This is a genomic window from Streptacidiphilus sp. EB129, from assembly GCF_041262645.1.
Classification (GTDB): Bacteria; Actinomycetota; Actinomycetes; order Streptomycetales; family Streptomycetaceae; genus Streptacidiphilus.
Genome location: NZ_JBGCCS010000004.1, coordinates 120,516 through 143,490, shown reverse-complemented (window position 1 = coordinate 143,490; position 22,975 = coordinate 120,516). Strand labels below are relative to the sequence as shown.

Here is a 22,975-nt window from a genome sequence, read left to right as displayed (position 1 = left end):
CGTCGAGCCGTGGAAGCGGGCTGTGCCAGGAACAACGCGTCGGGTGGGCCGCGAGCCACGGCCATTAGCCCTGGCAGGGCATGGCATTTCATAGCAGATCAGCATCCGCATGTCCGTTTTGTAGGGAAACCCTACGTGTTCGATTAGTTGCAGAGGGTACTGTCGTGCCGTCCGTCGCCCTCCGAGGCGGCTGCGTCCCAACCAGCCGCCGTCCCAACGGCACGCACACGCACGCACGAAGCACCCGCAAGCACGAAGGGGGCCCCAATGACCGACACCCTCGACCGTTCCGACAACCCGGTGATGCGCGGGCTCCGCGGCGACCGCTCGGCCGGCGAGTTCGCCGCGGCGGTGCGGCGCGCCGCCCGCGAGATCGGCGAGGTCGTCTCGTGCGACGCGCGCTATGTGGGGCGGGTGGAGTCGGGCGAGATCCAATGTCCCAACTACGCGTACGAGCGCGTCTTCCGGCACATGTTCCCCGGCTACTCCCTGGAGGAGCTGGGCTTCGTCCCCCGCCGGGAGGCACGGCGCAGCAGAGGCAGTCTTCTGGACGCCCCTGCCGAAGACCACGAGGAGAACGACGACGTGCATCGACGCACGTTCCTGTCCGGCGGCCCCGCCGCCATGGCCACCGTGCTCGGCCTGGACCGAGCAGTGGCACCCGGAGCCGTGTCCCCCGGCCCCGTTCCGATCCACACCAAGGTCGGCGCCGCCGACGCCAGACGCGTCGAGGAAGCGGTCCGGGAGATCCGCCTGCTGGACGACGTCCACGGCGGCGACACCCTCTACGACCGCGCGGGCCTCGTCCTGCGGACCGCCTACCAACTGCTCAACAGCGACTCCTACGGTCCCGGTGTGGAGCAGCGACTCCAGTCCGGGGCGGGCGAGTTGGCCATCTCGGTCGGCTGGCTCGCGCATGACTCCGGCCGGCTGGCCGACGCCCGCTCCTTCTACGCCGAGGCCCTCGCCACCGCGCGGATGGCCGACGACACAGCGCTGGAGGCGCACTCCTTCTGCAACAGCGCCTTCCTGGCCCGCGACTCCGGCCGCCCCCGCGAGGCGGTTCGGGCCGCCCAGGCCGGCCAGCAGGCCGCGCTGAACCTCGGCTCGGCACGGCTGCGCTCGCTGCTGGCGATGCGCGAGGCCGGCGGGTGGGCGCTGCTGCAGGACCGCAGCGCCTGCGAGCGCTCGCTCACACTGGCGCAACGGCTGTTCGGGGCCGGCCCCAGCGACGCCGACCCGGAGTGGATGTGCTTCTACGGGGAGGCCGAGCTGTCCGGCATCGAATCGCAGTGCTGGTCGGCGCTCGGCGAGTGGGAGCGGGCCGAGGCCTGCGCGCGGACCGCGATAGAGCTGCAGAACCCGCACTTCGTCCGCAACCGGGCCCTGTACACCGCCGAACTGGCGCACGATCAGCTCGGCCGGGGCGAGTTGGCCGCGGCGGCGGACAGCGGCTGCGCGGTGGTGTCGCTCCTGGGCGAGGTGCGGTCCACCAGGATCAGGGGCATGGTCGGCGACACCGCCAGGCGACTGCGCCCGTACCGAAGCGTCCCCGAGGTCTCGGAGTTCGTGACCCGCTACGACGCAGCCCTCGCCGTCTGAGCCCATCGACATCTGGGCCCATCGACATCCGGGCCCCTCGACATCCGGGGCCCTCGCCGTCCGAGGGAGGCCTCTCAACCGGGGGTGTCACCGTAGAGGGTGGCCAGCACCAGACCTGCCGCGCCCAGTGCCACCGCCTGACCGCCGGCACGGACGACGGAGACGTCGACGCCCTGCCAGTCGGGATCGGGCAGGCGCTCACGCAGCACGGCCAGGGCTGTCGCCCGGTAGCACTCGGCATCGGCGAGCACCGCACTGCCGCCGAGCACCACCTCGTCCACATCCAGCAGTCGGACCAGATTGGCGATTCCCTCACCCAGGAAACGAGCCGCGCGATCAACGCTGCCCGCCTCCAGGGCGGTCCGGCACAACGCCTCCAGGCAGCCCTGGCTGCCGCAGGCGCAGGGCGGTCCGTCCGGGTCCAGCACCTGGTGCCCGAACTCACCCGCGTTGGTTCTGGCCCCGCGCTGGACCCGGCCGCCCAGCACCAGACCGGCACCCAGCGCTGCTCCGGGCCCTGTCCCCGGCCCGGAGCAGCCGTCCAGATAGATGAAGGCCCGATCAGCAGATCCGGCCTGGCTGAGGACACCCGCCGTGGTGTCCTTGTCCACCACCACCAACAGGCCGAGCCGCGCCGCGAGCTCGGAGCCCAGGGCTATGCCGTCCCATTCCGGGCGTCCGGTGACCCGGTGCAGGATCCCGCTGCGCTGGTCCAGCGGCCCCGGACTGGCGACACCCACGCCCAGCAGCCGCTCACGCGGCAGCGGGGTCGCACCACCCGGCAGCGCATTACCAGACGCCGCATTACCAGACGCCGCGCCGCCGGCCGGCGAACCGTCGATCAGATCCTCGATCTGCGCGGCGAGCCGGTCCAGCACCTCGGCCGGGGGACGGCCCATGTCCGCGGGCAGGGCGGCCGAGGTCACCACGCGTCCGGTCAGGTCGGCGAGCAGCAGGGTCACCCCGTCCCGGCCGAGCTGCGCGCCGACCGCCCAGCGGGCGTCGGGGACGAGTCGCAGCAGCGTCCGCGGCTTGCCCCCGGTGGATCGGCCGCGGCCGGCGTCGGCGAGCAGGCCCGCCGCCGTCAGCCGCAGCACGATCTTGCTGATGGCCTGGGCGGTGAGCCCGGTCGCGGTGGCGAGTTCCACCCGGCTGATCTCGCCCGCAGCCCTGACCGCCCGCAGCACGGCGGCGGTGTTGTGGTCGCGGAGCGCGGCGAGGTTGGCGCCGGGGGCGGATGCAGGGCTGTCCATCGGACCAGTATGACGGTGCTTGCCACTTTATCCACACTGTTGCTTAACTGGAGGTATGGCTACTTCTGACACGTCACTGCGGGTCGGCCTGGTCGGCTACGGTCTCGCCGGCTCGGTCTTCCACGCCCCGTTGATCAGCACGACTCCCGGGCTGTCCCTGTCCGCCGTCGTTACCGCGAACCCCGACCGCCAGGCCCAGGTCCGCCGCGAGCACCCCGGCGCGGACGTCCTGGACAGTGTCGACCAGCTCTGGAACCGGCCCCTGGACCGGCGTCTCGACCTGGTCGTCATCGCCTCGCCCAACCGCAGCCACGCCCCCACCGCGACGGCCGCGCTGCGGGCGGGCGCCGCAGTGGTGGTCGACAAGCCGCTGGCGGTCGGCGCCGCCGAGGCACAGGCACTGGTCACCCTGGCCGAGGAGCTCGGCCTGCCGCTGAGCGTCTTCCAGAACCGGCGCTGGGACGGCGACTTCCTCACCGTCGCCGAGTTGGTGCGGTCCGGCAAGCTCGGCCGGGTGAACCGCTTCGAGTCGCGCTTCGAGCGCTGGCGCCCTGAGCTCAAGGGCGGCTGGCGGGAACTGGGCGACCCGGCCGAGGCCGGTGGCCTGCTCTACGACCTGGGCAGCCACCTGGTCGACCAGGCACTGACCCTGTTCGGCCCGGCCACCTCCGTCTACGCCGAACTGGACGCCAGGCGCACCGGCGCCGAGGCCGACGACGACGCCTTCGTCGCCCTCACCCACGCCGACGGCACCCGCTCCCACCTGTGGATGAGCGCCGTCGCCGGCAGCCTCGGCCCGAGGTTCCGGGTGCTGGGCACCGAGAGTTCCTACGTCTGCGACGGCCTGGACGGCCAGGAAGCGGCGCTGCGGGCCGGCCGTACCCCCGTCGACGCGGACTGGGGCGTCACCGCCTCCGCCGACTACGGCCTGCTCGGCGCGGGCGACGCGGTCGTGCCGTATCCGACCCGGGCCGGCGCCTACCAGGACTACTACGCGGGTGTCGCGCAGGCGCTGCGCGGGCTGGCGCCGGTGCCGGTCGAGCCGCGCGACGCGGTGGCCGCGCTCGCCGTCCTTGAGGCTGCCCGGCGTTCGGCCACCGAGGGCCGGACGGTCACGCTGTGACGGCCGGCACCGGGGCCCGCCCGCTGTCCGGCCCACCTGCCGGCACCGCTCCCACGGTCTCCGAACTGGAGGCAGAGGAGGCCGAGTTGCAGCTCACCCGGTTCGGCAACGACGACGCCTGGCAGCTCGGCGCCCTGCTGGTCGAACTCGCCCGCGAGCGCGGCCACGCCGTCACCGTGGACGTCCGGCGCGGCGAACAGCAGCTGTTCCACTACGCCCTGCCCGGGACCAGCGCGGACAACGACGCCTGGATCATGCGGAAGATCCGCGTGGTGCGCCGCTTCGACGCCGCCTCCTACCTGGTCGGGCAGCGCTTCCGGGACCAGGGCGCCACCTTCGAGGAGAAGTCGCGGCTGGACCCGGACCGCTACGCCGCCCACGGCGGAGCGTTCCCGCTGCGGGTACGCGGCGTGGGCCTGGTGGGGACGGTCGCCGTGTCGGGACTGCCGCAGGTCGAGGACCACCGCCTGGTGGTCGACGGCCTGCGGCGCTACCTCGCCGACGCGCCCAGCTGACTGCGGCTCAGGCGAGATGCGGGCTCAGGCGAGGTTCGGGCTCAGGCGAGGTTCGGGCTCAGGCGAGGCGCGAACTCAGGCGAGGTGTGAGCCGTCGTTCCACAGCTCGACGGCTCGGGCTCCGTACTCCCAGGTCAGGATGGACAGTGTGGCCGGGCCGAGCTTCAGGCGCTGCGCGTGCGTCGCCGGCAGGCCGAGCCAGCGGGCGGTGAGGATGCGCAGCAGGTGACCGTGGGCGAAGACCACCACGTCGTTGTCCGCGCAGTGCATGGTGGTGGTGTCCGGGTCGGGTACTCCGCCGTGCTCCGCGGTCCAGGCGATGAACGCGTCGACGCGAGCCGCGACCTGGTCCAGGGTCTCCCCTCCGGGGACGCCGTCGCGCCAGATCAGCCAGCCCGGCTGGTCGCTCTGCCGGATATCCGGGCCGGTCCGGCCCTCGTACTGCCCGTAGTCCCATTCCAGCAGGTCGGGGACGTCGATCGCGCGGTCTCCGAAGCCGGCCAGCTCGCAGGTCTCGCGGGCCCGTGACAGCGGGCTGGTGCGCACCACCGCCTCGGGCAGCCCGCCGAAGGGCTCTCGCTTGAGGCGGTCGCCCAGGCGGCGGGCCATCTCACGGCCCTCGTCGGTGAGCGGGATGTCGGTCCGTCCGGTGTGCCGCCCGGTCGCGGACCACTCGGTCTCGCCGTGCCGGACCAGCAGGATGCGCGAGGGCACGGTGCCTCCTTCAGGCTGCGGGGGTGCGGTGTCGCGCCCCCATGATCCCTGATCCACTCCGACAACCGCCGCACCGTCTCGGCCGCCGGGCGCTCCAGACGCGGTACCGCGGCGAACGCCCGCCCCTCGGCGTCAGTCGGCCGCGTGGGCAGCCAGCCCCTGGAGGCCGGCCAGGATCAGGTCCAGCCCGAAGGTGTACTGGCCGACTCCGTCCGAGAGGACGGTGGCGAGCTCCGGCGCCAGATCGGTGACGGTGGGGTGCAGCGCCGGCGACAGCGAGGCCATCCGCACCCGCATCGTCTCGATCTGCCCCGGCATGCCACAGTCGCGCACCTCGCGCAGCGCCGAGCCGATGGTGTAGCGCAGCAGCGTGCCGGCGGCCCGCGCCGCCTCCTCGCGACCGAGGCCGGACTGCCGCAACAGCAGCAGGATGCGTTCCATGGTGACCGTCGCGGCGTCGGCGAAGTCGCCCTCGGCGTGCCCCTGCGCGAGCAGGTGGAGCACCGCCGGGCGTCCGATGAACAGCTCGTACATGGCCAGGCAGACCGCGCGCAGCTGTTCGTCCCAGTTTCCGGAGGTACTCGGGGGACGGTAGGCGGCGAGCACACGGTCGCGCGCGGCGCGGAAGATCTCGTCCTTGCCGCGGAAGTAGGTGTAGAGCGCCATGGTGCCGACGCCGAGATCCTCCGCGAGGGCGCGCATCGAGAAGGCGCCGGGGCCCTTGGCGTCGAGGAGGCCCAGAGCACGGTCGACGATGAGGTCCGCGCTGAGGGAGTTGCGCGGGGCGCGGCGACGGGGCGCTGGCTGGGACATGGGTTCCTGCTGGCAAGGGGAAACGGCGACGAATACGGCGACGGACGCGCCGTCTGCTTCGGAGGCTACAGGGGCGAGCTGAACAGAGATGCCGGGGCGGTGCTGCACGTTCCTACCGTACAGCGTACGGTAGGGCGTACGCTTTCGCTCGACCGTCCGGAGTCCGCCATGACCTCTCCCCGCACCGGGACGAGAGGGGGCCGCTGGCAGCTGGAACTGCTGCTCGTCGCCGCCCTCTACCTGGCCTACGACGGCAGCCGGCTGCTGGTCGACGGCGGCTTCGGGGCGGCCCTCGGACATGCGCGCGGGCTGGTGGATGTCGGGGGATGGTGGCACTCGGACCCGGGCAGGCGACTGAACGCCGCTCTCAGCAGTCATCAGTGGATCGGCATCCCGGCCGGTTTCAGCTACGCCACGCTGCACTACCTGGCCGCCCCCGCCGTGCTGGTCTGGCTCTGGAAGCGGCACCGGCAGGCGTACCGGCAGGCCAGGACCTGGCTGGCGATCAGCACGGTGCCGGCCCTGGTCGGCCTGCTCGTCCTCCCGACGATGCCGAGCCTGCACATCGGCTGGGCGCTGTGGTGCGGACTGATGATCTTCCGCTGCTCCCGCGACCGCACGGTGCGGGTCCTGGGCCTGCTGTATCCGCTGGTGATCACGCTGGTGGTGCTGGGCGGCGACAGCCACCGGCTGCTGGACTGCCTCGCCGGAACGCTGCTGCTCGCCGTCGGCGGGCTGCTGACCCGACCAGCCCTGCGGCTGACCGACCAGGTCCGGGACGCCCTCCAGCAACTGCGCACCCGCGCGAACGCGAAGTCCGGGTCGGGCTCCGCTCCGCGACCCGGTCCTGACTCAGCACGGCGTCCCGGTCCGGACTCCGCACCGCGTCCCGCCCCGGGCTCCGCTCCGCGACCCGCACCGGACTCCGCACCGCTGCACGCCGCCGCCATGGGCCAGGCAGCCGTGGCCCCGCAGCAGGCTCCCGCCCCGCGCGTGCCCGATGACGCCTCGGCCCTGGAACCGTGGCTCAGCTGCCACTGACCTGCCGCGCGCCCGCCTCACCCCGCCCGGCTCCTCCGTCACCGCCACGATTGTCGGTGCCGGATGCAAGACTGATCCGCACCATGAACGACATCGCGCCGACCCTCACCCCGCTGGAACGCCGGCTCGCCGGACTGCGCGGCACCGCGCCGCAGCGCAGCCTGGACGCCCGCGCGCTGGCCGCGCTCGCGGCGAACCCGGGCTGCGGTCGCCGAGCGGTGCTGGACGCCGCCGGGGTGGACAAGACCGCGCTGGCGACGCGGCTCGGCCACCCGGCGCCGCACGGCCAGTCACCGTTCGCGATCAGCCGCGGCCTCAGCTTCGAACGGCGGGTCAAGGCGGACGCCTGCACCGAACTGCTGGAGCTGCTCCGGCAGCGATTGCACCTGCCCGCACCGTACGGGCAGCCGGACGACGACTCCCCGATCGAGATCGCCGAGCTGGTCACCGACCGGAGCCTGCCCGCAGGGCGCGTCGCCCGCACCCGCGGGGCGCTGCTGCAGGCCTGGGGCCGCCCGGGAGTGTGGACGCTGCTCGACCACCCGCTGCTCCGGCTGGACGTGGCCGGCTCGACCGTGCACCTGGAACCGGACCTGATCGTGGTCCGTCCCGACGGGCGCTGGACGGTGGTGGAGATCAAGTCCTTCCCGATCCTGGACGGTTCCGCCGATCCGGCCCAGGTGGGCGCGGCGGCGCGGCAGGCGGCCGTCTACGCGCTGGCGCTGCGGGACACGGCGGCCGACCTCGCCGGAGTCCCGGTCAGCGGCGGCCCGTACGAGGAGCCGGAGGGCCTGGCCGGCGCTCCGGACACCGCCGCCGTCCTGGTCTGCCCCAAGGACTTCTCCAACCGTCCGACCGCCGCCGTCCTGGATGTTCGCAAGCCGATGGCGGTCACCCGTCGCCAGCTGGCACGCCTCACCCGCATCGAGCAGCTGCTCGACGTACTGCCCCCCGGCACGGACTTCGACCCGGCCCGGAGCGGGTCCGAACTGACGGCAGCGGTCGGCGCGATGCCGGCGGTCTACTCTCCGGACTGCCTGGCGGCCTGCGAACTCAGCTTCCACTGCCGCGAGGAGGCGCGCTGCGCCGGGTCGGTCGACGTCCTCGGCCGAGGTGTCCGCGGCGAACTCGGCAGCCTCGCCACCGTCTCCGCCGCCCTCCGCGCGGCCTACGGCAACGGCAACGACCTGGACATCGGCCCTGTCGCCCCGGCCGATCACTCCGGTGGCGCTTCTGCCCACGGCGACGGCATGGCCCACAACAACGGCAACGGCAACGGCACCAGCACCGGCACCGGCACCGGCACCGGCACCGCGCACGACGACGGCGACGCGGAGTCGATCGCCCGGCTCGCGCACGCCGCCGCGCTCCGCAGCGAAGCGCTGGCGCCGAGTTCGGGCGCCGCCCCGCACCCGCGCGCCGTCGGCGACTTCCCCGCGCACACCGCCAACCCCGCCCCCGTTCGGACGCTCGCTCGCACGGGGGACGACGCATGAGCCTGCTGACGACACTCGCCCGGCTGCAGGCCGTACGCAGCGGTCACGCCGAACCCCTCGCCACCGTCCGCCACCGGCATCTCGTCGCACGGCCGATGGTCGTGGTGCCGCTGGCCGCCGCAGGCGAGGCCGGGGCCCCGCTGGCCGTGATGCTCGGACAGGACCGCGACCGCCCCCTGCTGCTGACCGTTCCCCAGCCGCTCGACCGCGACCGGCGCTCCGTCTTTCTCGCTGACCTGGCCGCCGCCCTCCTCCCCTATCTCGAACAGCCCGGCGAGGACGTCGAGTTGATCTCCAAGGAGGTCAAGGATCCGGAGACCGGCGAGAAGACCGAAGTGGTCCGCGAGTTGTGCACGGACGCTCCGCAACTGCTGCTGCCGGGCACCGGTGGGATCGAGTTCCTCGGCCTGCTCGGCCGGGCCACCCGCTTCCGCCGGACCGCTGAGGACCCGGACCCCGGCCCGTACCCCGCGCCCGCCCGCGTTCCGCTGCTCGGTCGCTGGCTGACCCACCTGCGGGAACGCGCCCAGGTCCCCGGGTCCTCGATGCTGCTCGCGATGACGGACCTGCTGTCGCGGCACTGGGCCACCGGCCAGAGCGCCCTGGAGGACCAGCACCTGGGGGCGCTGCTCGCCTGGATCTCCCCTCCGGACGGCCTGTCCGGCGCGCAGGCCGCGCTCCACGCCGAGACCGCGCGGGACGAACGCGGCCAGCTGCTCTGTCCGCCTGCGGGCCCGGCCACCGATCCCCGCTTCGACAGCGTCCTGCTCGTGCCCGCAACCGCCCGCTACGACGCAGCCCGCCAGCTCACAGCGCCCACCGCCGCCACCGGCACCACCCCGATCGGCACCACCCCCACCGCCACCACACTCACCGGCACCACCCCCACCGGCACCTCCGACACCGGAATGCCCGCCCCTGACAGGTCCGGCACCCCCACCTCCGGCACCGACCGCGCTCACGACACCGTCCGGGCGCGCGAGCAGGACATCGCCGACCTGCTCGACTCCGTCCTCCGTCCGACCTGGGACCGCATGTGGCAGGGCGTCGACCTGCTCCGCACACTGCACCCGGCCGCCCATCTGCCCGAGCGCTGGGAGGGCGACCGCTGGTCCTACACCTCCCACCGCGACCGCCTCGCGGCCGGAGAGCCGCCGCAGCCGGTGCGCGACGACGCGGTCACCGCCGCCCGCAAGCTGGCGCAGCGCGAGCGCGAGCAGGCCAAGCTCGACATCCACGAGGCACTGGACGATCCGCTCGCCATGGCCGAGCACCGGCTCGCAGGTGAGGCCCTGGCCGGCACGGTGCTCTCGGTCGAGCCCGCGTACGACACTTCCGGGCGCAGTCCCAAGCCGCGCCCGCTGCTCACCGTCCGCACCGCCGACCGGCTGCACGCCGAGCCCGGTCGGGAGCTGCACCGGGCCGGCGGCCCCTCCACGCAGCGGGCCGAACTGGTCGCCGCCGATCCCGAGCAGGGCACGGTCACCCTCCGGCTGGTCAGCGGGATGGGGCGGAAGAAGGAGCCGGAGCCGGGCAGCGTCCCCGAACCTGGCGAACGGGTCTGCTTCACCCTGTTCGAGTTGACCGCACGTCAGTCAGCTCCGCTGCCCGAGCCGGAGGAGACTCCGTGGACCCACGGCGGTCCGCCGACGCCCCGCGCGGAGCAGTTGCCCTCCGAGCAGTTGCCCGCCGGGCAGGTGCCCACGGAGCGGCTGCCCGTCGCCGCCACGCCACCCACCCCGGAAGGGCCCTGACCGTGCCCCCGCTCTCCCCCGCGCCCATCGGGCCCGGCGGCCCCGGCCCCGAGGCGGACCGCGTCGTCGCCGCCATCCTCGACGCGACCCTGCACGGCGCCGAGCGCGGCACCGTCGTGGACTCCCCGCCGGGCGCGGGCAAATCGACGCTGGTGGTGAAGGCCGCCCGCGAGCTGGTCGGCTCCGGAGAGAAGCTGATGATCGTGGCGCAGACCAATAGCCAGGTGGACGACCTGGTCGACCGGCTCGCCACCGCGGACCCCGCGCTCACCGTGGGCCGGCTGCACGGCAGCGACGCCGTACCCGCACCAGAGGCGCTGCGGCATCCGGCGGTCACCGCCTCCACCAAGCCCGCCGACCTGCTCGACTGCTCGGTGGTGGTGTCCACGGCGGCCAAGTGGCAGTGGGTGAAGGGGGTCGATCCGTGGCGGCATGCCATCGTCGACGAGGCGTACCAGATGCGCTCGGACGCCCTGCTCGCCGTCGCCCGCCTGTTCGAGCGCGCCCTGTTCGTGGGTGATCCCGGGCAGCTCGACCCCTTCACCGTGGTCGGCACCGAGCAGTGGTCGGGTCTGAGCTACGACCCGTCCAGCAGCGCGGTGGTCACCCTGCTCGCGCACAACCCGCGCATCGTGCCGCACCGCCTGCCGGTGTCCTGGCGACTGCCCGCCTCCGCCGCCCCGCTGATCTCCGCCGCCTTCTACCCCTACGCGCCGTTTCGCTCCGGTACCGGACCGGATGACCGGCTGCTCGGCTTCGCCCAGGCCGGGCGGCGCGACGCCACCGACACCGTGATCGACGTCGCGGCCGAGACCGGCTGGGGGCTGCTGGAACTACCGCCCCGGCACACGGTGCGGACCGATCCGGAGGCGGTACGGGCGGTGGCCCAGGTGGTCCTGCGGCTGCTGGAGCGCGGCGGTACCAGCACCTCGGAGCGCGGCAGCACCCCGCTGACCGGCGACCGCATCGCCGTCGGCACCGCCCACCGCGACCAGGCCGCCGCCGTACGCGCCGCGCTCACCACGCTGGGCGTGCCGGCCAGCGGTGCGGCCGGCGTCACCGTGGACACCGCGAACCGGCTGCAGGGCCGCGAGTACGACGTCACCGTCGTGCTGCACCCGCTTTCCGGGCGACCGGACGCGACGGCGTTCCACCTGGAGACGGGACGGCTCTGCGTCCTCGCCTCCCGGCACCGGCACGCCTGCATCGTCGTCGCCCGCACGGGGATCGCCGAGTTGCTGGACGAGCACCCCTCGACCGAGCCGGTACGGCTCGGCGTCAGCGTCAAGTTCCCCGACGGCTGGGAGGCCAACCACGCGGTGCTCGCCCACCTGAACGAGCACCGGGTTCGCGCCTGACTGCCCCCGCCTGCAGGAATACGACGGCCGGAGACCCTGTTCCGACTGGGCCTGTTCCGTATGGGGCCAGCTGGCCCGACAATGGAACGCGGCCCAACCCATCACCCCTCGAACGCAGGGAACCAGCACACGGAGGTGCAGACATGTCCGACTCCCCCGCCGAGCGTTCGCCGCAGCGCAGGCTCCGGCCCGTCCCGCTGCGATTCGAGCCCGGCCAGACGGAGCCGGAGGAGGAGCACTTCTTCGACCTGGAGTCCATCGACGACCCCCGCGAGCTGCTGAACCGTTCCACGGAGCTGGCCCTGGCCTTCCGCGCCGCGAGCGAGCGCGCGACCGACTTCCAGGCCCTCGCGGCAGCGCAGCTGGCCGACACCCGGCGCTTCGACAGCCTCAGCTTCGAGGAGATCGCCGCCCGCGCGGACTGGACCCCCGATTACGCGGCGAAGATGGTCGAGTACGGACGAGGCCTGCAGCGGCAACGCCCCCACAGCTGAACCCCGCCGGGGGCACCACCGGCGGGCGTCGGCATCAGCGCCGACACCGCCACGGATCGCAGTGCCCCAGGAGCCTCAGCGCCGGCAGGCGCCGCACCGGCACCTCGCGCACCATCCCTCTCTGGCATATGCCGGGGAGGATACGCCGCGCCCGCCCGGCCTGTCCGGCGTTCCGCGCTTCCCGTCACCGCCGGCGGCGCACCCCGGTAGCTCTAGGGGGGTGGATATGTGGACGCATCAGTCGATCGAATACGTGACCGTCGCCGGCGAGGCCTGGCTGGCCTCCGCGAGCGAGTACCCGCGCAGCATGCGTGCGCTGTGGGAGTCCCGTCCGTGGGCCCCCACCGTGCTGCCCTGCGGGCGCACCTTCGACGTGGTGAACCTGCCCGGCCTCTTCGGCAGACGGGTCCTGGACGAGCTGTGGGCCACCGGCCCCGGCTGCGGCCCGGTCGCCACCCACCGGGGCCGGATCCTGCTCTTCGCCCAGGTCGGCGCAGCCCAGCAGTTACGGACCCTGCTGGTCTGGGAGGAGTGGGCCCGGTCCGTCCCGCCACTGCTCTGCCACAGCGCGGGCGACGCGATCACCGTCCCCCCGGTCCAGCGCGCCGTGGACGCCCCCGAAGGCCCCAACCGCTGGATCGTCGCCCCCGACACCCGCGAGCCCTGGCTCCCCGGCGCCTCCGTCCTGCTCTGGGCCTGCGTCCGCGCCGCCCGCACCACCACACGCCAGCCCAGCCCCGCGCCCCTCCGTGCACCACTCACCCCCGCCCCGGTCACCCCGTACCCGCTCCAGCTCGTCGACGCCGGCCCGCCCCCGTCCTGACCTGGCCACCCCCGCCCGACCGCGACGGAACCGATTCGGCAACCAGGCCTCCGGTCATGTAATGTCTCCTTCGTCAGCACGCGCCGCTAGCTCAGTTGGTTAGAGCAGCTGACTCTTAATCAGCGGGTCCGGGGTTCGAGTCCCTGGCGGCGCACAGCAGATAGTTGGTACGACCTGGGCCTTCTCCCTTCGGGGAGGAGGCCCAGGTCGTTTTTTCAGCTGCTGGTGGGAGCCCAGGTGGGAGCGCCGGTACAAACCCGGTACATGCGAAATCAGCTGGTCGTCAAAAGGCCCGGATAGTACAACTCGTGGTGGGAGCGAGCAGGCCCAGCTCGCGTCGGCGAACGGGGCCCGGGACGCTGCCACGGCGCTCCGATCCTCAGGCCGTGACCATGTCTCCATCGACATGGTCGTCGTCCCAGCCCTCCCGCTTCCCTTCCTCTCTTCCTCCTGTTTAGTCGGCGTTGTCGAAGATGGCTTCGGCGACGGCGTTGCGCGTGCCGAGAACCTCGTCCGCGCAGGTCATCCTGGCTTCCGTAGTCTCCGACCGCCACAGCATGATGATCACCTGTGATCCTGCTTCTGGCCTACCTGACCGTCACCGTCACCAACGCCTTCGCCGTCCTGCACATTTGCGCTGGCACCGCAACCAGATGAAAGAGCGCCACGCGAACGCCTTCCGCCCCAAAGCCTCCGCCGACACCCGCGGCCCGCTCCATCCGCGCCCTGATCCTCCGTCTGGTCCGCGAGATTCCGAAGTGGTGCTACTGAGGTTGAACTCGTGATGTCGGTCAGTGGCAGGGCCGATCGTTCAGGCTCGGCAGTTGTCTGGGGTCCGGCAGTACAACCGCAGGTAGGACCGTTACTCGTCGTTGAGGCACATCAGCTACAGACCGGAGTGCGGGGGCAGGGATCCGGTTAGTCGAAGTGGAGTCGGCGTGCCCATTCGCTGCTCCAGCCGCCGCGCCAGACGGCCAGTCCCGCATAGGTGAAGATGCAGCCGATGCCGACGCCCCACTCGTCGCCCTCCTCGTAGCGGATGACGGGGTCCTCGAAGGCGGCGTCGGTCAAGCCGCCGCCCTGCGGATATCTCACCCCAACAGGACTACCGAAGCCGCCTGCATGGTGTCCGGCGAACGGCCCGACATCACCCGATCAAGTTCAGTACGCCCGAACCTATTCGCCCAATGGGCAAAGAGCGTAGAATCACTTCAAGGACGCGGTCGGAGAATCATCCCCCCACTCACGAGTTTCAATTCTCCGCGCATAGCCCGCTCCAAGGCCATTGGGCCAATCCGAAAACGCGATTCTGACACCACGGAGTCTTCATTAGAAGATCCCTTTTTCAGGCGCTCCAGTTCGTTTCTGGTCAACTTCATCAGGATATCCCAGATTCCCTTGATGAACTCGCTCATTTCAGGACTCTGACCATTTCCGATAGTCGCAGCCCATCGACCAGAGTTAAGAGATCCAGAAGGAATCTCGCAACTGCGCAGCCACTGCACCACAGGGCCGATCTGAGGCCCCATGATAATTCCGTTGGGGCGTGTATCTACCGGAAGAACGGGGTGAATCTCAGGATTCCAGATGGCCAGCGAACTCCCACTCGAATTTATCGAGCCCACAATGGGCGGAACGCTCTCGGCCTCCCAGGGACGGCTGTCAAGGAACTTGACCGCCGGATAGCGCTCCATGATCGCATCAGCCACAGCCCGCTCGTCCTGAGGCAACAGCAACAACGCTACCTGCCTTACTTCACTTGGCAAGGGGTCCTCCTCTGTTCTCTGAACCTCGCCCCAGTCTCTCAGATCCCCACGTCGCGCCACCGCGACCGGCCCGGCGTGCCCCCGAATCACGACACGGGCCGCCAGCAACATCATCAGCTGCTGGCGGCCCACCTGACCTGTCACCCCGGCTTAGGAATCATAAGGACTGGCCCGCCACCCCACATATTGATATCAATTGCATTCGCCAGCTCGCGCGAATCAGCCGTAACGCCATCCGAAAGCGTATCTACGGTGTTCACGAAAAATGGCGACCCATCGGGAAGAATGAAAGATAGATCAGGTCGCCGCGGCTCCCCATTTGGCCCAAATATTGTCTGCTCGGGCAATGGCGCACCTGTCGCACGGTCCGTCCCGCCAGCAACGTGGACCCAATCCGGGTTGGCATCCAAGAGCTCATCCCGAACCTCGTCAATGTGGATCTGGGTCGAGAGTTTCCCACGCGCCCCATACGGATTCCGAGGAATCCGAGGGGCAGCACCGTTAGCGCAGTCGCATTTCGTTGAGTGCGTGGCCACGCTGCCATTGCAGTTGTGGACCAAGATCGGCGTGGTCCCAGCGAGTACATAGTACGTGTGGGTGGTGGCGACGGTGAGGTCGTTGGTCTGGTAGGCGTGGTGGAAGGCACGGACAGCGAGAACGGAGGTCGCGGTGCCGTCCGACGTTTCGACAGCCATGCCGGGGCGGAGGTTGCCAGCGTCGATCCAGGCGTGGTAACTGACGACCCAGAACGGATGGGTAACCGTAGCGGTGAGGTGAGCGGAGCCGTTCTTCGCAGCGATGGTGAGATCGGCGAAGTCCTGGTCTTCGGGGGTGGTGATCAGTCGGGTGACTTCGCGGGCCGTGGTCTTGCCGGTGAGTGGGTCGGTTGCTAGGACCTTGTCGCCCGGCTTGATGTCTTTGATCTTCTTGACGGTGCCGTCTGCCATGAGGACTTCGGTGTCGGGAAGGAAGCTGTGGCAGCCAGTTCCTGCGGAGTCGTCCTTTGCTGGCTCGGTTCCGCTTGTGCCCTTGGCTGGCTCGCCAGGCGCTGCGGAATTACTCGTTGCAGTCTTCGCTGCCTTCACAGGGTCAGGCGTAGCGGGTTGAGTCGGGGTGCTGTCGTCTAGGTGCGACCCGGTGCCCCATGTCCCGTCTGAAGCACCAGTGCTGGCACTGTCCACTGCCGCAGTTGCGGCTGCCTTATCGGCTGACGCCAACTCTGCGGCACTATCGCTATGGAAGGCTTCGTGATCCCCGCCGACGTCCGTGGGGAGACTGCCACAGTCCCCTTCAAACAGGGCGCAGAGTCCGCCGACAGCGCCTGCGGCGACCTCCAAGCAGGCTGCGGGTATGAACCCAAACGTCGCCTCCTCGCATTCCCATCCCAGGGAGGCTCCCGCAGATCCCGCAATGATCACCACGCCTGCTTCTTGAACACCAGTCACCCAGCCCGGCGTCGTGTCGCCGGATGTGCCCGGGGTGTTGCCGCCCACGATTGTGGTGTTACCGCTGGATGTGGTGGTCGGTGCCGGGTTGGGCTTGGGACCCGGTTTTGTGGTGGAGGTGGTGGGTGTTCGTCCTGGTCCGCTCTGGCAAGGGCCGGTGGGGCCGTCGGCGCATTCCAGGGCCAGTCCGGTGGGGTCGCTACCGCTGCTCGGGCTGTCGCCGGCGTAGGTGTAGCCGCCCATCTGGTTGGGGTCGCCGGCTTCGAAGAGGGGGTCGGGGGTGAGGAAGCGGCCTTGGGTGGGGTCGTAATTGCGGGCACCGAGGAGGTCCAGGCCGGTGGTGGGGTCCTGGGGTTGGCCGAGGAACCCGCGGTTCTCGCTCTTGTCGCCCCAGGTGGACGGCACGGGGCCGCGGGGGTTGCCATAGGGGTCGTAGTAGCGGCGGGTGACGGCGTCGGTGGCGGCGTTGATCAGGGTCGTGGCGGTGCCCTGGGTGTTGCCGATCTGGTAGTTGATCGTGCCGGACTGATCGCGGGTGATGGTGGTGCCGTCAGGGCCCGCATAATTGCGCAGCGCGTTGACGGCGGTGTTGCCGTTGCCGGTGTACTGGGTGATCTGCTCGGCGCCGCCGAACAGATAGAGGACCTTGATCGTGGGTCCGGTCTGTTCGAGCAGGTTCCCGGAGGCGTCGTAGAGGTAGCTGGTGCTGCCGGCGGGTGTGGTGACGCTGTGGGTGCGGCCTTCGGCGTCGTAGGTCAGGGTCTGGCTGGTGCCGGACAGGGACGCGGTGCCGGTGGCGGTGCGGCTGGTGGTGTTTCCGGCGTTGGTCTTGCCATCGGCTTCGAGGTAGCCGGGGGTCAGCGTGCCGGTGCCGGTGGTGGGGTTGCTGGTGGTGGTGGGGCCTGCCTGGTTGGGCTGGCTGGCGGAGGTGGTGCCGTCGGTGCCGTTGTAGCTGGTGGTCTGGGTGGTGTTGTTGAGGGCGTTGCCGGTGGGGTCGTGGTTGACCATGCCGGTGCGGTCGCCGAGCAGGTCGTAGGTGTAGCTCTCCCAGTAGGCGGCCGGTCCCCCGACGGTGCTGGTGGTGATGGGGGCGGTGGCGGTGGTCTGCGGCGTGGTGGTGTTGCAGCCGCCGACCTCGCCCACTGTGGTGCTGGTGGGGTTGGTGATGCCCGCGGTGTCGGACCAGGCCTGGCTCAGCCGCTGGAAGGCGTCATAGCTAAAGCACTGGGTGTCGTGGACGGTGGCGCCGTTCTGGGCGTCGTCGACGGCGGTCAGCGCGCCAACTTGGTTGTAGCGGTAGCTGGTGGCGTCGGTGACGGTGTTGGGCACCTGCAGGCTGGCCGTGGTCTGGTCGAGCCGACCGGTGGTGTCGTCGTAGGTGGCGGAGGTGGTGAGTTCCTGACCGTAGGTGCCGTAGGTGGCACCAGTGGTCCTGCCGAACCCGTCATGGGAAGCAAGGTCGAGGTAGGCCGCGCCGGTGGAGGATCCCATCCCGGTGAGGGAGCCCTGCATGCTGTAGGAGTAGGTGACGGTTTCGGCGGGCAGTCCTGCGTCGGCGTTGTACTGCAGGAAGTTCAGCTGCCCGGTGGTGGCGCTGTAGGTGGGGGTGACCGAGTAGGTCGTGGTCCCCGTGGGGGCGGTGGTGTTGGGCGCCTGCGGGAAGCCGTCGGCCGAGGGAATCGACAGAGACTCGCCAGTGGGCTGGTAGGAGGCGTTGTAGCCGGTCACAGCTTGGGTGTAGGCGCTGCCACCGGTGCCGTTGCCGCCCACGTAGCGGGTCGAAGAGGTGGGGTAGCCCTTCTTGAGGGTGTCGTACGTGGTACCGCTGAGCTGGTTGGACGGCGACGGCGTGGCACTCCACGCCCCGCTGTACTCGCCGACCATGCGGTTGTCCCAGTCGTACTGGTAGGACAGGGTCTGCCCCCGCGAGTCGGTGGTCTGCTGCAGGTTGCCCTGATTGTCGTAGGGGCCGAAGGTGGAGGTGCCGGTGTTGGGGTCGCTCTGGCTGGTCTTCTGCCCGAGCATGTCGTAGGCGTAGGACCAGGTGTTCCCGGCGGTGTCCTGCACCGTGGCGACCTGCCCGGCCGGGGTGTAGGTGTAGCGGGTGGTCGAGTCGGCCTCGGGGGCCTGGCCCGCGGTGTTGCTCGACCACACGGTGGTGCCTGACGGATCGGCGACCACCAGGTTGGCGTCGTTCTGCAGCTTCAGGCTGCCGCCGGCCGCAGTAGTGCCGGCGGACCACAGGGTCTTGGTGCGCCCGGCATCGTAGACCACGAAGTTGCCGTCGGCCTGGTAGATCGCCCATGCGCCAGTGTTGCCGCTGGTGTTGCTGGACCACAGTGCCTTGCCCGTGGCGAGGGAGGACAGCACCAGGTTGCCGTCGGACTGCATAGCCAGGCGGGTGCTGGCGGAGGTCAGTGACGTCCCCGACGCGATGATCTGACCCGCGCTCAGCGACACCGTGGCGGCGTTGTTCTTCACCACGGTGGAGTTGGTCTCACCGAGCGCGTTGCTGAAGGTGGAAGTGGACGGGCCGCCGGCCGGAGAGGTGGCGTCGGTCTCGTCCGCTCCTGGGTAGCTGCTGGTGGACTGCCACTGGTAGATGCCGTTGTGGTACAGCTGGCTGTTGGTGGTGCGGCCCAGACCGTCGTCCTGGCTCACGGTCTCGGCGGGCACTGAGTTCTCCGGGAGCACGCTCAGCGTGGTGCCCGGGCCGGTCGACTGGTCCCAGTAGGGGGCGTAGGAGCGTACGGCCCAGCCGTGGGAGTCGTAGAAGGTGTCCGACACCAGACGGTCCGCGGTGGTGGAGCCGACGTCGCTGCCGCTGTTGGACTGGGTCTCGCGCTGCTGCAGCATTCCGTCGTACAGGGTGACCGAGCTACTGTAGCTGCCGTCCTCGCGCAGAGTCTGTGTGGTGACCGCGCTGGGACCACCTGGGGTGGTGACCGTGCCGTTGAGCCCCGGCTTGGCGCCCGGGTTGATGGCGTACGAGAAGAGCAGGTCCGCGGACTGGCTCTGCGACTTGTAACGTCCCGGCAGCCACACCGCGGTGCGCCGGCCCAGTGCGTCGTAGGTGATGTCGGTTTCGGCGTTGTTGGCGTCGATGTTGCGCGTCGCCAGGCCGCGGAGCGGGTCCATATAGCTGCGGGTGACCCAGCCCTGCGGGTTGGTCGACCTGATCAGTGTGGGCAGTTCGCCCACCCCGCTGGTGAACGCGGTGGTGGTGGCGCGGCCGTTGACGTCCAGGGTCTTGGTGATGCGACCGTAGGCGTCGTAGGTCATCGCCGACTCGGTGGTCGGGTTGGGCTGGCTGCCGGTGTACGAGGTGATCTTCTGGGTCGCGGTCACATCCGCGTGCGCGCCCAGCGATCCCAGTGTGCCGGGGTTGGTGATCGTGCCGTCCCCGTCGTAGAACATCCGAGCGTCCGACAGTGCGGGGTGCGTGGCGTCGGGAACCGTCGAGCACGGACCCGCCACCGAGCGGGTCTCGTCGGGGAAGGCGAGCAGCATCGGGTTGGATGCGGAAGCGGCGTAGCTGGTGGTGCTGCAGCGTTCGGTGGAGGCGTCGTTGGCGTCGGCGAAGGTGTCGACGCTTGTCGGGCGGCCCTGGGTGTCGTAGTTGGTGGCGGTGGTGGCCTTGCGCCAGGTTCCGTTGGCCAGCTGCGAGTAGTTGCTGCCGCTGCTGGACTGGACGCGCAGTGCGGTCAGGTCCGGCAGGGTGGACACGCCGCCTGAGGGGGCTGGGGACTGGGAGGTCCAGGCGGTGCGTGGGTGGGTGGTGGTGGTGCTGAAGGCGACCGGTCCGCTCACCGAGGTGGCGACGATGCTGCCGCCGGCCTGGGTGTAGGTGTCGGCCTGCAGGGGCATGCCGGTCAGCGGGTTGCTGTCGGTCAGGGTCTGCACGACGTTGCCGCCGGCCGTGGCCTGGGCGGTGACCGAGCGACGGGTGCCGTCGGCCTTGTAGTCGCCATCCATGCCCTGCAGGTAGGTGGTGGTGCTCTGGGTCAGTACTTCCTTGGAGTTGGGATCGCCGGTGGTGACGGTGACGGTATGGAAGCCGTGGAACTGGTCCCAGGTGCGGTACTGGTCATCCGTCAGGTCCGAGTCGTCGCGGTGCCAGGCGGGTCCGGTGTAGCCGTAGGTGGAGACCTGTGTCTCCGAACCCGCAACCAGGTCGGCCACTGCCACGGAGTGCACGGTGGACTTGTTGAAGTACTCCAGTGTCGGCGTGGGGGCGCCTGGGTTGGACCAATACACCGGGTAACACAGTGACGTGTTGCTGTCCGGGGCCGTGGGGGTGTTCGGAGCTGCGCACGAGGGCTGGTTGTAGGTGACCGCGATGGACTCGCCGGTCTCAGTCTGGATCGTGGCGATCCGCGGGCGGTACAGCGGCACCTGCGAGGAGGTGCCTCCGGTCATGTCGTCGTTGGCGCGGTTGTCGATCTCGGTGCCGGTGAAAGTGACCTGGTTCAGCGACGCGGACGCGGTGGCCCCGGCGGTGGTGTCCTGGCCGGTGTGGGTGACCGACTGCAGCCACAGCACGGCCTGCAGCGAGGCGGCGTCCTTGGGGTCGACGGTGGTGCCGGTAACCGGGTCATTGCCGCCGGTGGCGGAGTACACCTGCCCCAGCTGGTAGCTGTCCACCGTTTTGGCCACCCCGCCGACGCGGACCTGGGTGGTGATCGAGTCCAGCCGTGCCTCGGACCAGAACGTGGGTGAGGTGGTGTAGCAGGTGCCCGTCTGCGGCCCGGATATGCCGATGGTGGTGTTGGTGCCGTCGCCCTGGTTGCAGTTGAGGTCGTAGGGGATGTCGGGCCAGTTGGGAGCGGTAGTCGCGTTCAGATTCGCGTAGGTGCACTGCGCGGCTGGGAACGTGGCGGTGGCGTTGCACCTTGGCGCGGTGGCGAAGTCGACCTCGGCAGCCGGGTTCTTGCCTGCGGCTTCGTCGGCGAGCTGGTAGCCGTAGGAGATCTTGGTGAGGTAGCCGCCGCGCGTGTAGGCGGCCATGGTGCCGGTGGAGTTGCTGGCCTGGCCGGCGCCCATGTTGTAGTAGCCGGTCTCGGCGGTGTAGTCCAGGCGCTGCAGGTTGCTGTGCAGGTCGACGGTGAAGTCGAGGTTGAACTTGTAGCCCATCAGCGCGTGCGAGCCGGTCCCCGTGCTGGAGTTGTAACAGGGGTCACCGGAGTTGGGGCAGTACACCGGGACGCCCCAGGCCGAGTTGGTCGCCGCGTCCGTGTTGGCGCCGACGCCGCCGGAGGCCGCGGGAGCGTGGCCCAGCCCGAAGTACGCGACCTCGCCACCGATGGTCGTGATCTTGAAGTAGGCGCCGTTGGCCAGGCCATTGGCCGCACCGGAGAACTCCTGGACCAGCGTGCCGTCATCGTTCTGCAGCTTGAACGCCTGGATCTCGTTCGCCACCCCCGACTGCACGCCGATGGGTACCAGCACACCGTCGTGACCGTCGAAGGACATGGTGCCGTTGAAGCCGCCCCAGCACTCATCGCCGGACTTCTTCAGTGCGTCCACGCCGTCGGTGGCGCACGGGCGGAAGGACTGCTCGATGAATCCGGGCGAGTACGACCACCCGTCCCCGATCCACGACGCCTGCGCGTTGCGTGCCGAGGTCTCCCCGTCCTCCGACTGCGAGTCGTACGACAGCGCCACCGCCGGGGCGGCCCCGCCCAGAGACGGCGGAACCTCGATCGGGTAGCTGTAGGTGAAGGCACCCGTACCCGACTCCGACCAGGTACCTGCGCTGGTGCCGATGTTGGACGCGGTGTAGGAACCCTGCGAACCCGAGGTGCCCGAGATCGCCCCGAGCGCCATCACCGGAGCCCCTTGTGCTGCGGCCGCACCCGCGACCTGGCTGCGCGCCTGCGCACCAGGGCGAGGTGCGGTGGCGCCGGGAAGCGTGACGGTGGCGGTCAACTGCTGGGCGCCGAGGTTGTTCGCTGACGCCAGCGGCTGCGGGGTTCGGCATGCGGCCACCTGGGGTGTGGTCAGCACACAGGCGGGATAGGCCACCAGGTACAGGCGCGAGGCAAAGCCACCGCCGTAGGCCTTGGCGATCGACGCGTAGTCGACGGCGACCTTCACCTGACCACTCGAAGCCGAGCCATCAGCGCGCGAGACGCCCAGCAAGAGGCCGTTGATGCCGGCGTTGAGGGTCTGGGTGTGCGAGAGCACCTGTACCTGGACCTTTGCCGGCATCGCCGTTCCCGGCGCGGCAGCAGCCAGCGACCGTGCTTTCCCGCCGACGGCGCCCGCAGCAACCGGGGCGATGGACACCGGGGAGGAACCGGCACGCACCGGACCCGTCACCGCCATGAGCGGCGGAGCAGCAGTCGGTGACGCCCCGGCAGGAGCAGTCGGCGTCCCATTAGCTGTGCCAGCTGCGTGGGGTGCGCGCGTGGAGGGCGGGGTGGCTGCTCCGCTCGCGGCAGGTGACGTGGCCGTGCCGCCAGGCGCGGAAGCGGCAGGTGTGGCCTGGGTGAGCGTAACGGTGCTGGTGGAGGCGGCCGGCCAGGCGGCGGCTTGCGGGATGTAGTTCTCCACCGGGACGTAGCCCTTGGGGTGGACGGTCTGGCCCTTGGCGTTGAAGGCGACGCCGGTCAGGCTCTGCTGCTGCGCGAGGGGGACCTTGGACCACAGTTGCTGTGTGTTGTGGAACGGGCCGACCGTGGTCGCCGCGGCCATGGGCACGATCAGTGCCATGGTGCCCACGGTGGCGGTGGTCACGGTCAGTCCGCGTCTCCATATCCGGTTCCGTGCGGTCCCG

15 protein-coding genes and 1 tRNA gene are annotated in these 22,975 nt (G+C 70.5%); 10 read left to right on the top strand and 6 right to left on the bottom strand.

What is annotated here, in order from left to right; all coding sequences use genetic code 11:
- Positions 1-267 precede the first annotated feature (267 nt).
- On the top strand, positions 268-1,602 hold the full coding sequence (locus tag ABH925_RS06895; RefSeq protein WP_370146140.1) for a tetratricopeptide repeat protein: 1,335 nt from the start codon (positions 268-270) through the stop codon (positions 1,600-1,602).
- A 74-nt stretch (positions 1,603-1,676) separates the two neighbouring features.
- Here ABH925_RS06895 and ABH925_RS06890 read toward each other — a convergent pair whose 3' ends face one another.
- On the bottom strand, positions 1,677-2,855 hold the full coding sequence (locus ABH925_RS06890; protein ID WP_370146139.1) for an ROK family protein: 1,179 nt from the start codon (positions 2,853-2,855) through the stop codon (positions 1,677-1,679).
- A 55-nt stretch (positions 2,856-2,910) separates the two neighbouring features.
- Between ABH925_RS06890 and ABH925_RS06885 the strand changes: the two genes are divergently transcribed.
- Together ABH925_RS06885 and ABH925_RS06880 are read left to right on the top strand one after the other, a co-directional pair.
- Positions 2,911-3,978 carry a Gfo/Idh/MocA family oxidoreductase gene (locus ABH925_RS06885; RefSeq protein WP_370146138.1) on the top strand — a complete coding sequence of 356 codons (1,068 nt, stop codon included), beginning with the start codon at positions 2,911-2,913 and terminating at the stop codon, positions 3,976-3,978.
- Positions 3,975-4,493: a heme-degrading domain-containing protein gene (locus ABH925_RS06880; RefSeq protein WP_370146137.1), complete on the top strand. Its 519-nt coding sequence runs from the start codon at positions 3,975-3,977 to the stop codon at positions 4,491-4,493. Before ABH925_RS06885 ends, ABH925_RS06880 begins: the two co-directional genes overlap by 4 nt.
- Before the next feature lie 75 nt (positions 4,494-4,568).
- Here ABH925_RS06880 and ABH925_RS06875 read toward each other — a convergent pair whose 3' ends face one another.
- Complete coding sequence (locus tag ABH925_RS06875) at positions 4,569-5,207, bottom strand: histidine phosphatase family protein (protein ID WP_370146135.1); 639 nt, start codon at positions 5,205-5,207, stop codon at positions 4,569-4,571.
- A 132-nt stretch (positions 5,208-5,339) separates the two neighbouring features.
- On the bottom strand, positions 5,340-6,020 hold the full coding sequence (locus tag ABH925_RS06870; RefSeq protein WP_370146134.1) for a TetR/AcrR family transcriptional regulator: 681 nt from the start codon (positions 6,018-6,020) through the stop codon (positions 5,340-5,342).
- A 168-nt stretch (positions 6,021-6,188) separates the two neighbouring features.
- Between ABH925_RS06870 and ABH925_RS06865 the strand changes: the two genes are divergently transcribed.
- The 7 genes from ABH925_RS06865 (at position 6,189) to ABH925_RS06835 (ending at position 13,140) form a co-directional block, all read left to right on the top strand.
- Entirely contained in the window at positions 6,189-7,061 is an 873-nt protein-coding gene (locus tag ABH925_RS06865; protein ID WP_370146133.1) for a phosphatase PAP2 family protein, read from the top strand.
- Positions 7,062-7,144: 83 nt separating this feature from the next.
- Positions 7,145-8,557 carry a hypothetical protein gene (locus ABH925_RS06860; RefSeq protein ID WP_370146131.1) on the top strand — a complete coding sequence of 471 codons (1,413 nt, stop codon included), beginning with the start codon at positions 7,145-7,147 and terminating at the stop codon, positions 8,555-8,557.
- Positions 8,554-10,311, top strand: a complete 1,758-nt coding sequence (locus tag ABH925_RS06855) for a hypothetical protein (RefSeq protein ID WP_370146128.1) — start codon at positions 8,554-8,556, stop codon at positions 10,309-10,311. The genes ABH925_RS06860 and ABH925_RS06855 overlap by 4 nt, the downstream gene beginning before the upstream one ends.
- 2 nt (positions 10,312-10,313) lie before the next feature.
- The gene (locus ABH925_RS06850; protein ID WP_370146126.1) at positions 10,314-11,669 is read left to right on the top strand and encodes an AAA family ATPase; all 1,356 of its coding nucleotides are present in this window, start codon (positions 10,314-10,316) and stop codon (positions 11,667-11,669) included.
- Positions 11,670-11,812: 143 nt separating this feature from the next.
- Positions 11,813-12,163, top strand: a complete 351-nt coding sequence (locus ABH925_RS06845) for a hypothetical protein (RefSeq protein WP_370146125.1) — start codon at positions 11,813-11,815, stop codon at positions 12,161-12,163.
- 160 nt (positions 12,164-12,323) lie between these two features.
- Positions 12,324-12,986: a bifunctional DNA primase/polymerase gene (locus tag ABH925_RS06840; RefSeq protein WP_370146368.1), complete on the top strand. Its 663-nt coding sequence runs from the start codon at positions 12,324-12,326 to the stop codon at positions 12,984-12,986.
- 80 nt (positions 12,987-13,066) lie between these two features.
- A tRNA-Lys gene (locus tag ABH925_RS06835) sits at positions 13,067-13,140 on the top strand.
- Between the two features lie 764 nt (positions 13,141-13,904).
- Here ABH925_RS06835 and ABH925_RS06830 read toward each other — a convergent pair.
- From ABH925_RS06830 to ABH925_RS06820, 3 genes are all read right to left on the bottom strand, one after another.
- Positions 13,905-14,057 (bottom strand): hypothetical protein, encoded by a 153-nt coding sequence (locus ABH925_RS06830; RefSeq protein WP_370146122.1) that lies wholly within the window; start codon positions 14,055-14,057, stop codon positions 13,905-13,907.
- Positions 14,058-14,197: 140 nt separating this feature from the next.
- Positions 14,198-14,896 carry a hypothetical protein gene (locus tag ABH925_RS06825; protein WP_370146119.1) on the bottom strand — a complete coding sequence of 233 codons (699 nt, stop codon included), beginning with the start codon at positions 14,894-14,896 and terminating at the stop codon, positions 14,198-14,200.
- Complete coding sequence (locus ABH925_RS06820) at positions 14,893-22,935, bottom strand: RHS repeat-associated core domain-containing protein (protein WP_370146118.1); 8,043 nt, start codon at positions 22,933-22,935, stop codon at positions 14,893-14,895. Before ABH925_RS06820 ends, ABH925_RS06825 begins: the two co-directional genes overlap by 4 nt.
- Positions 22,936-22,975: the final 40 nt, after the last annotated feature.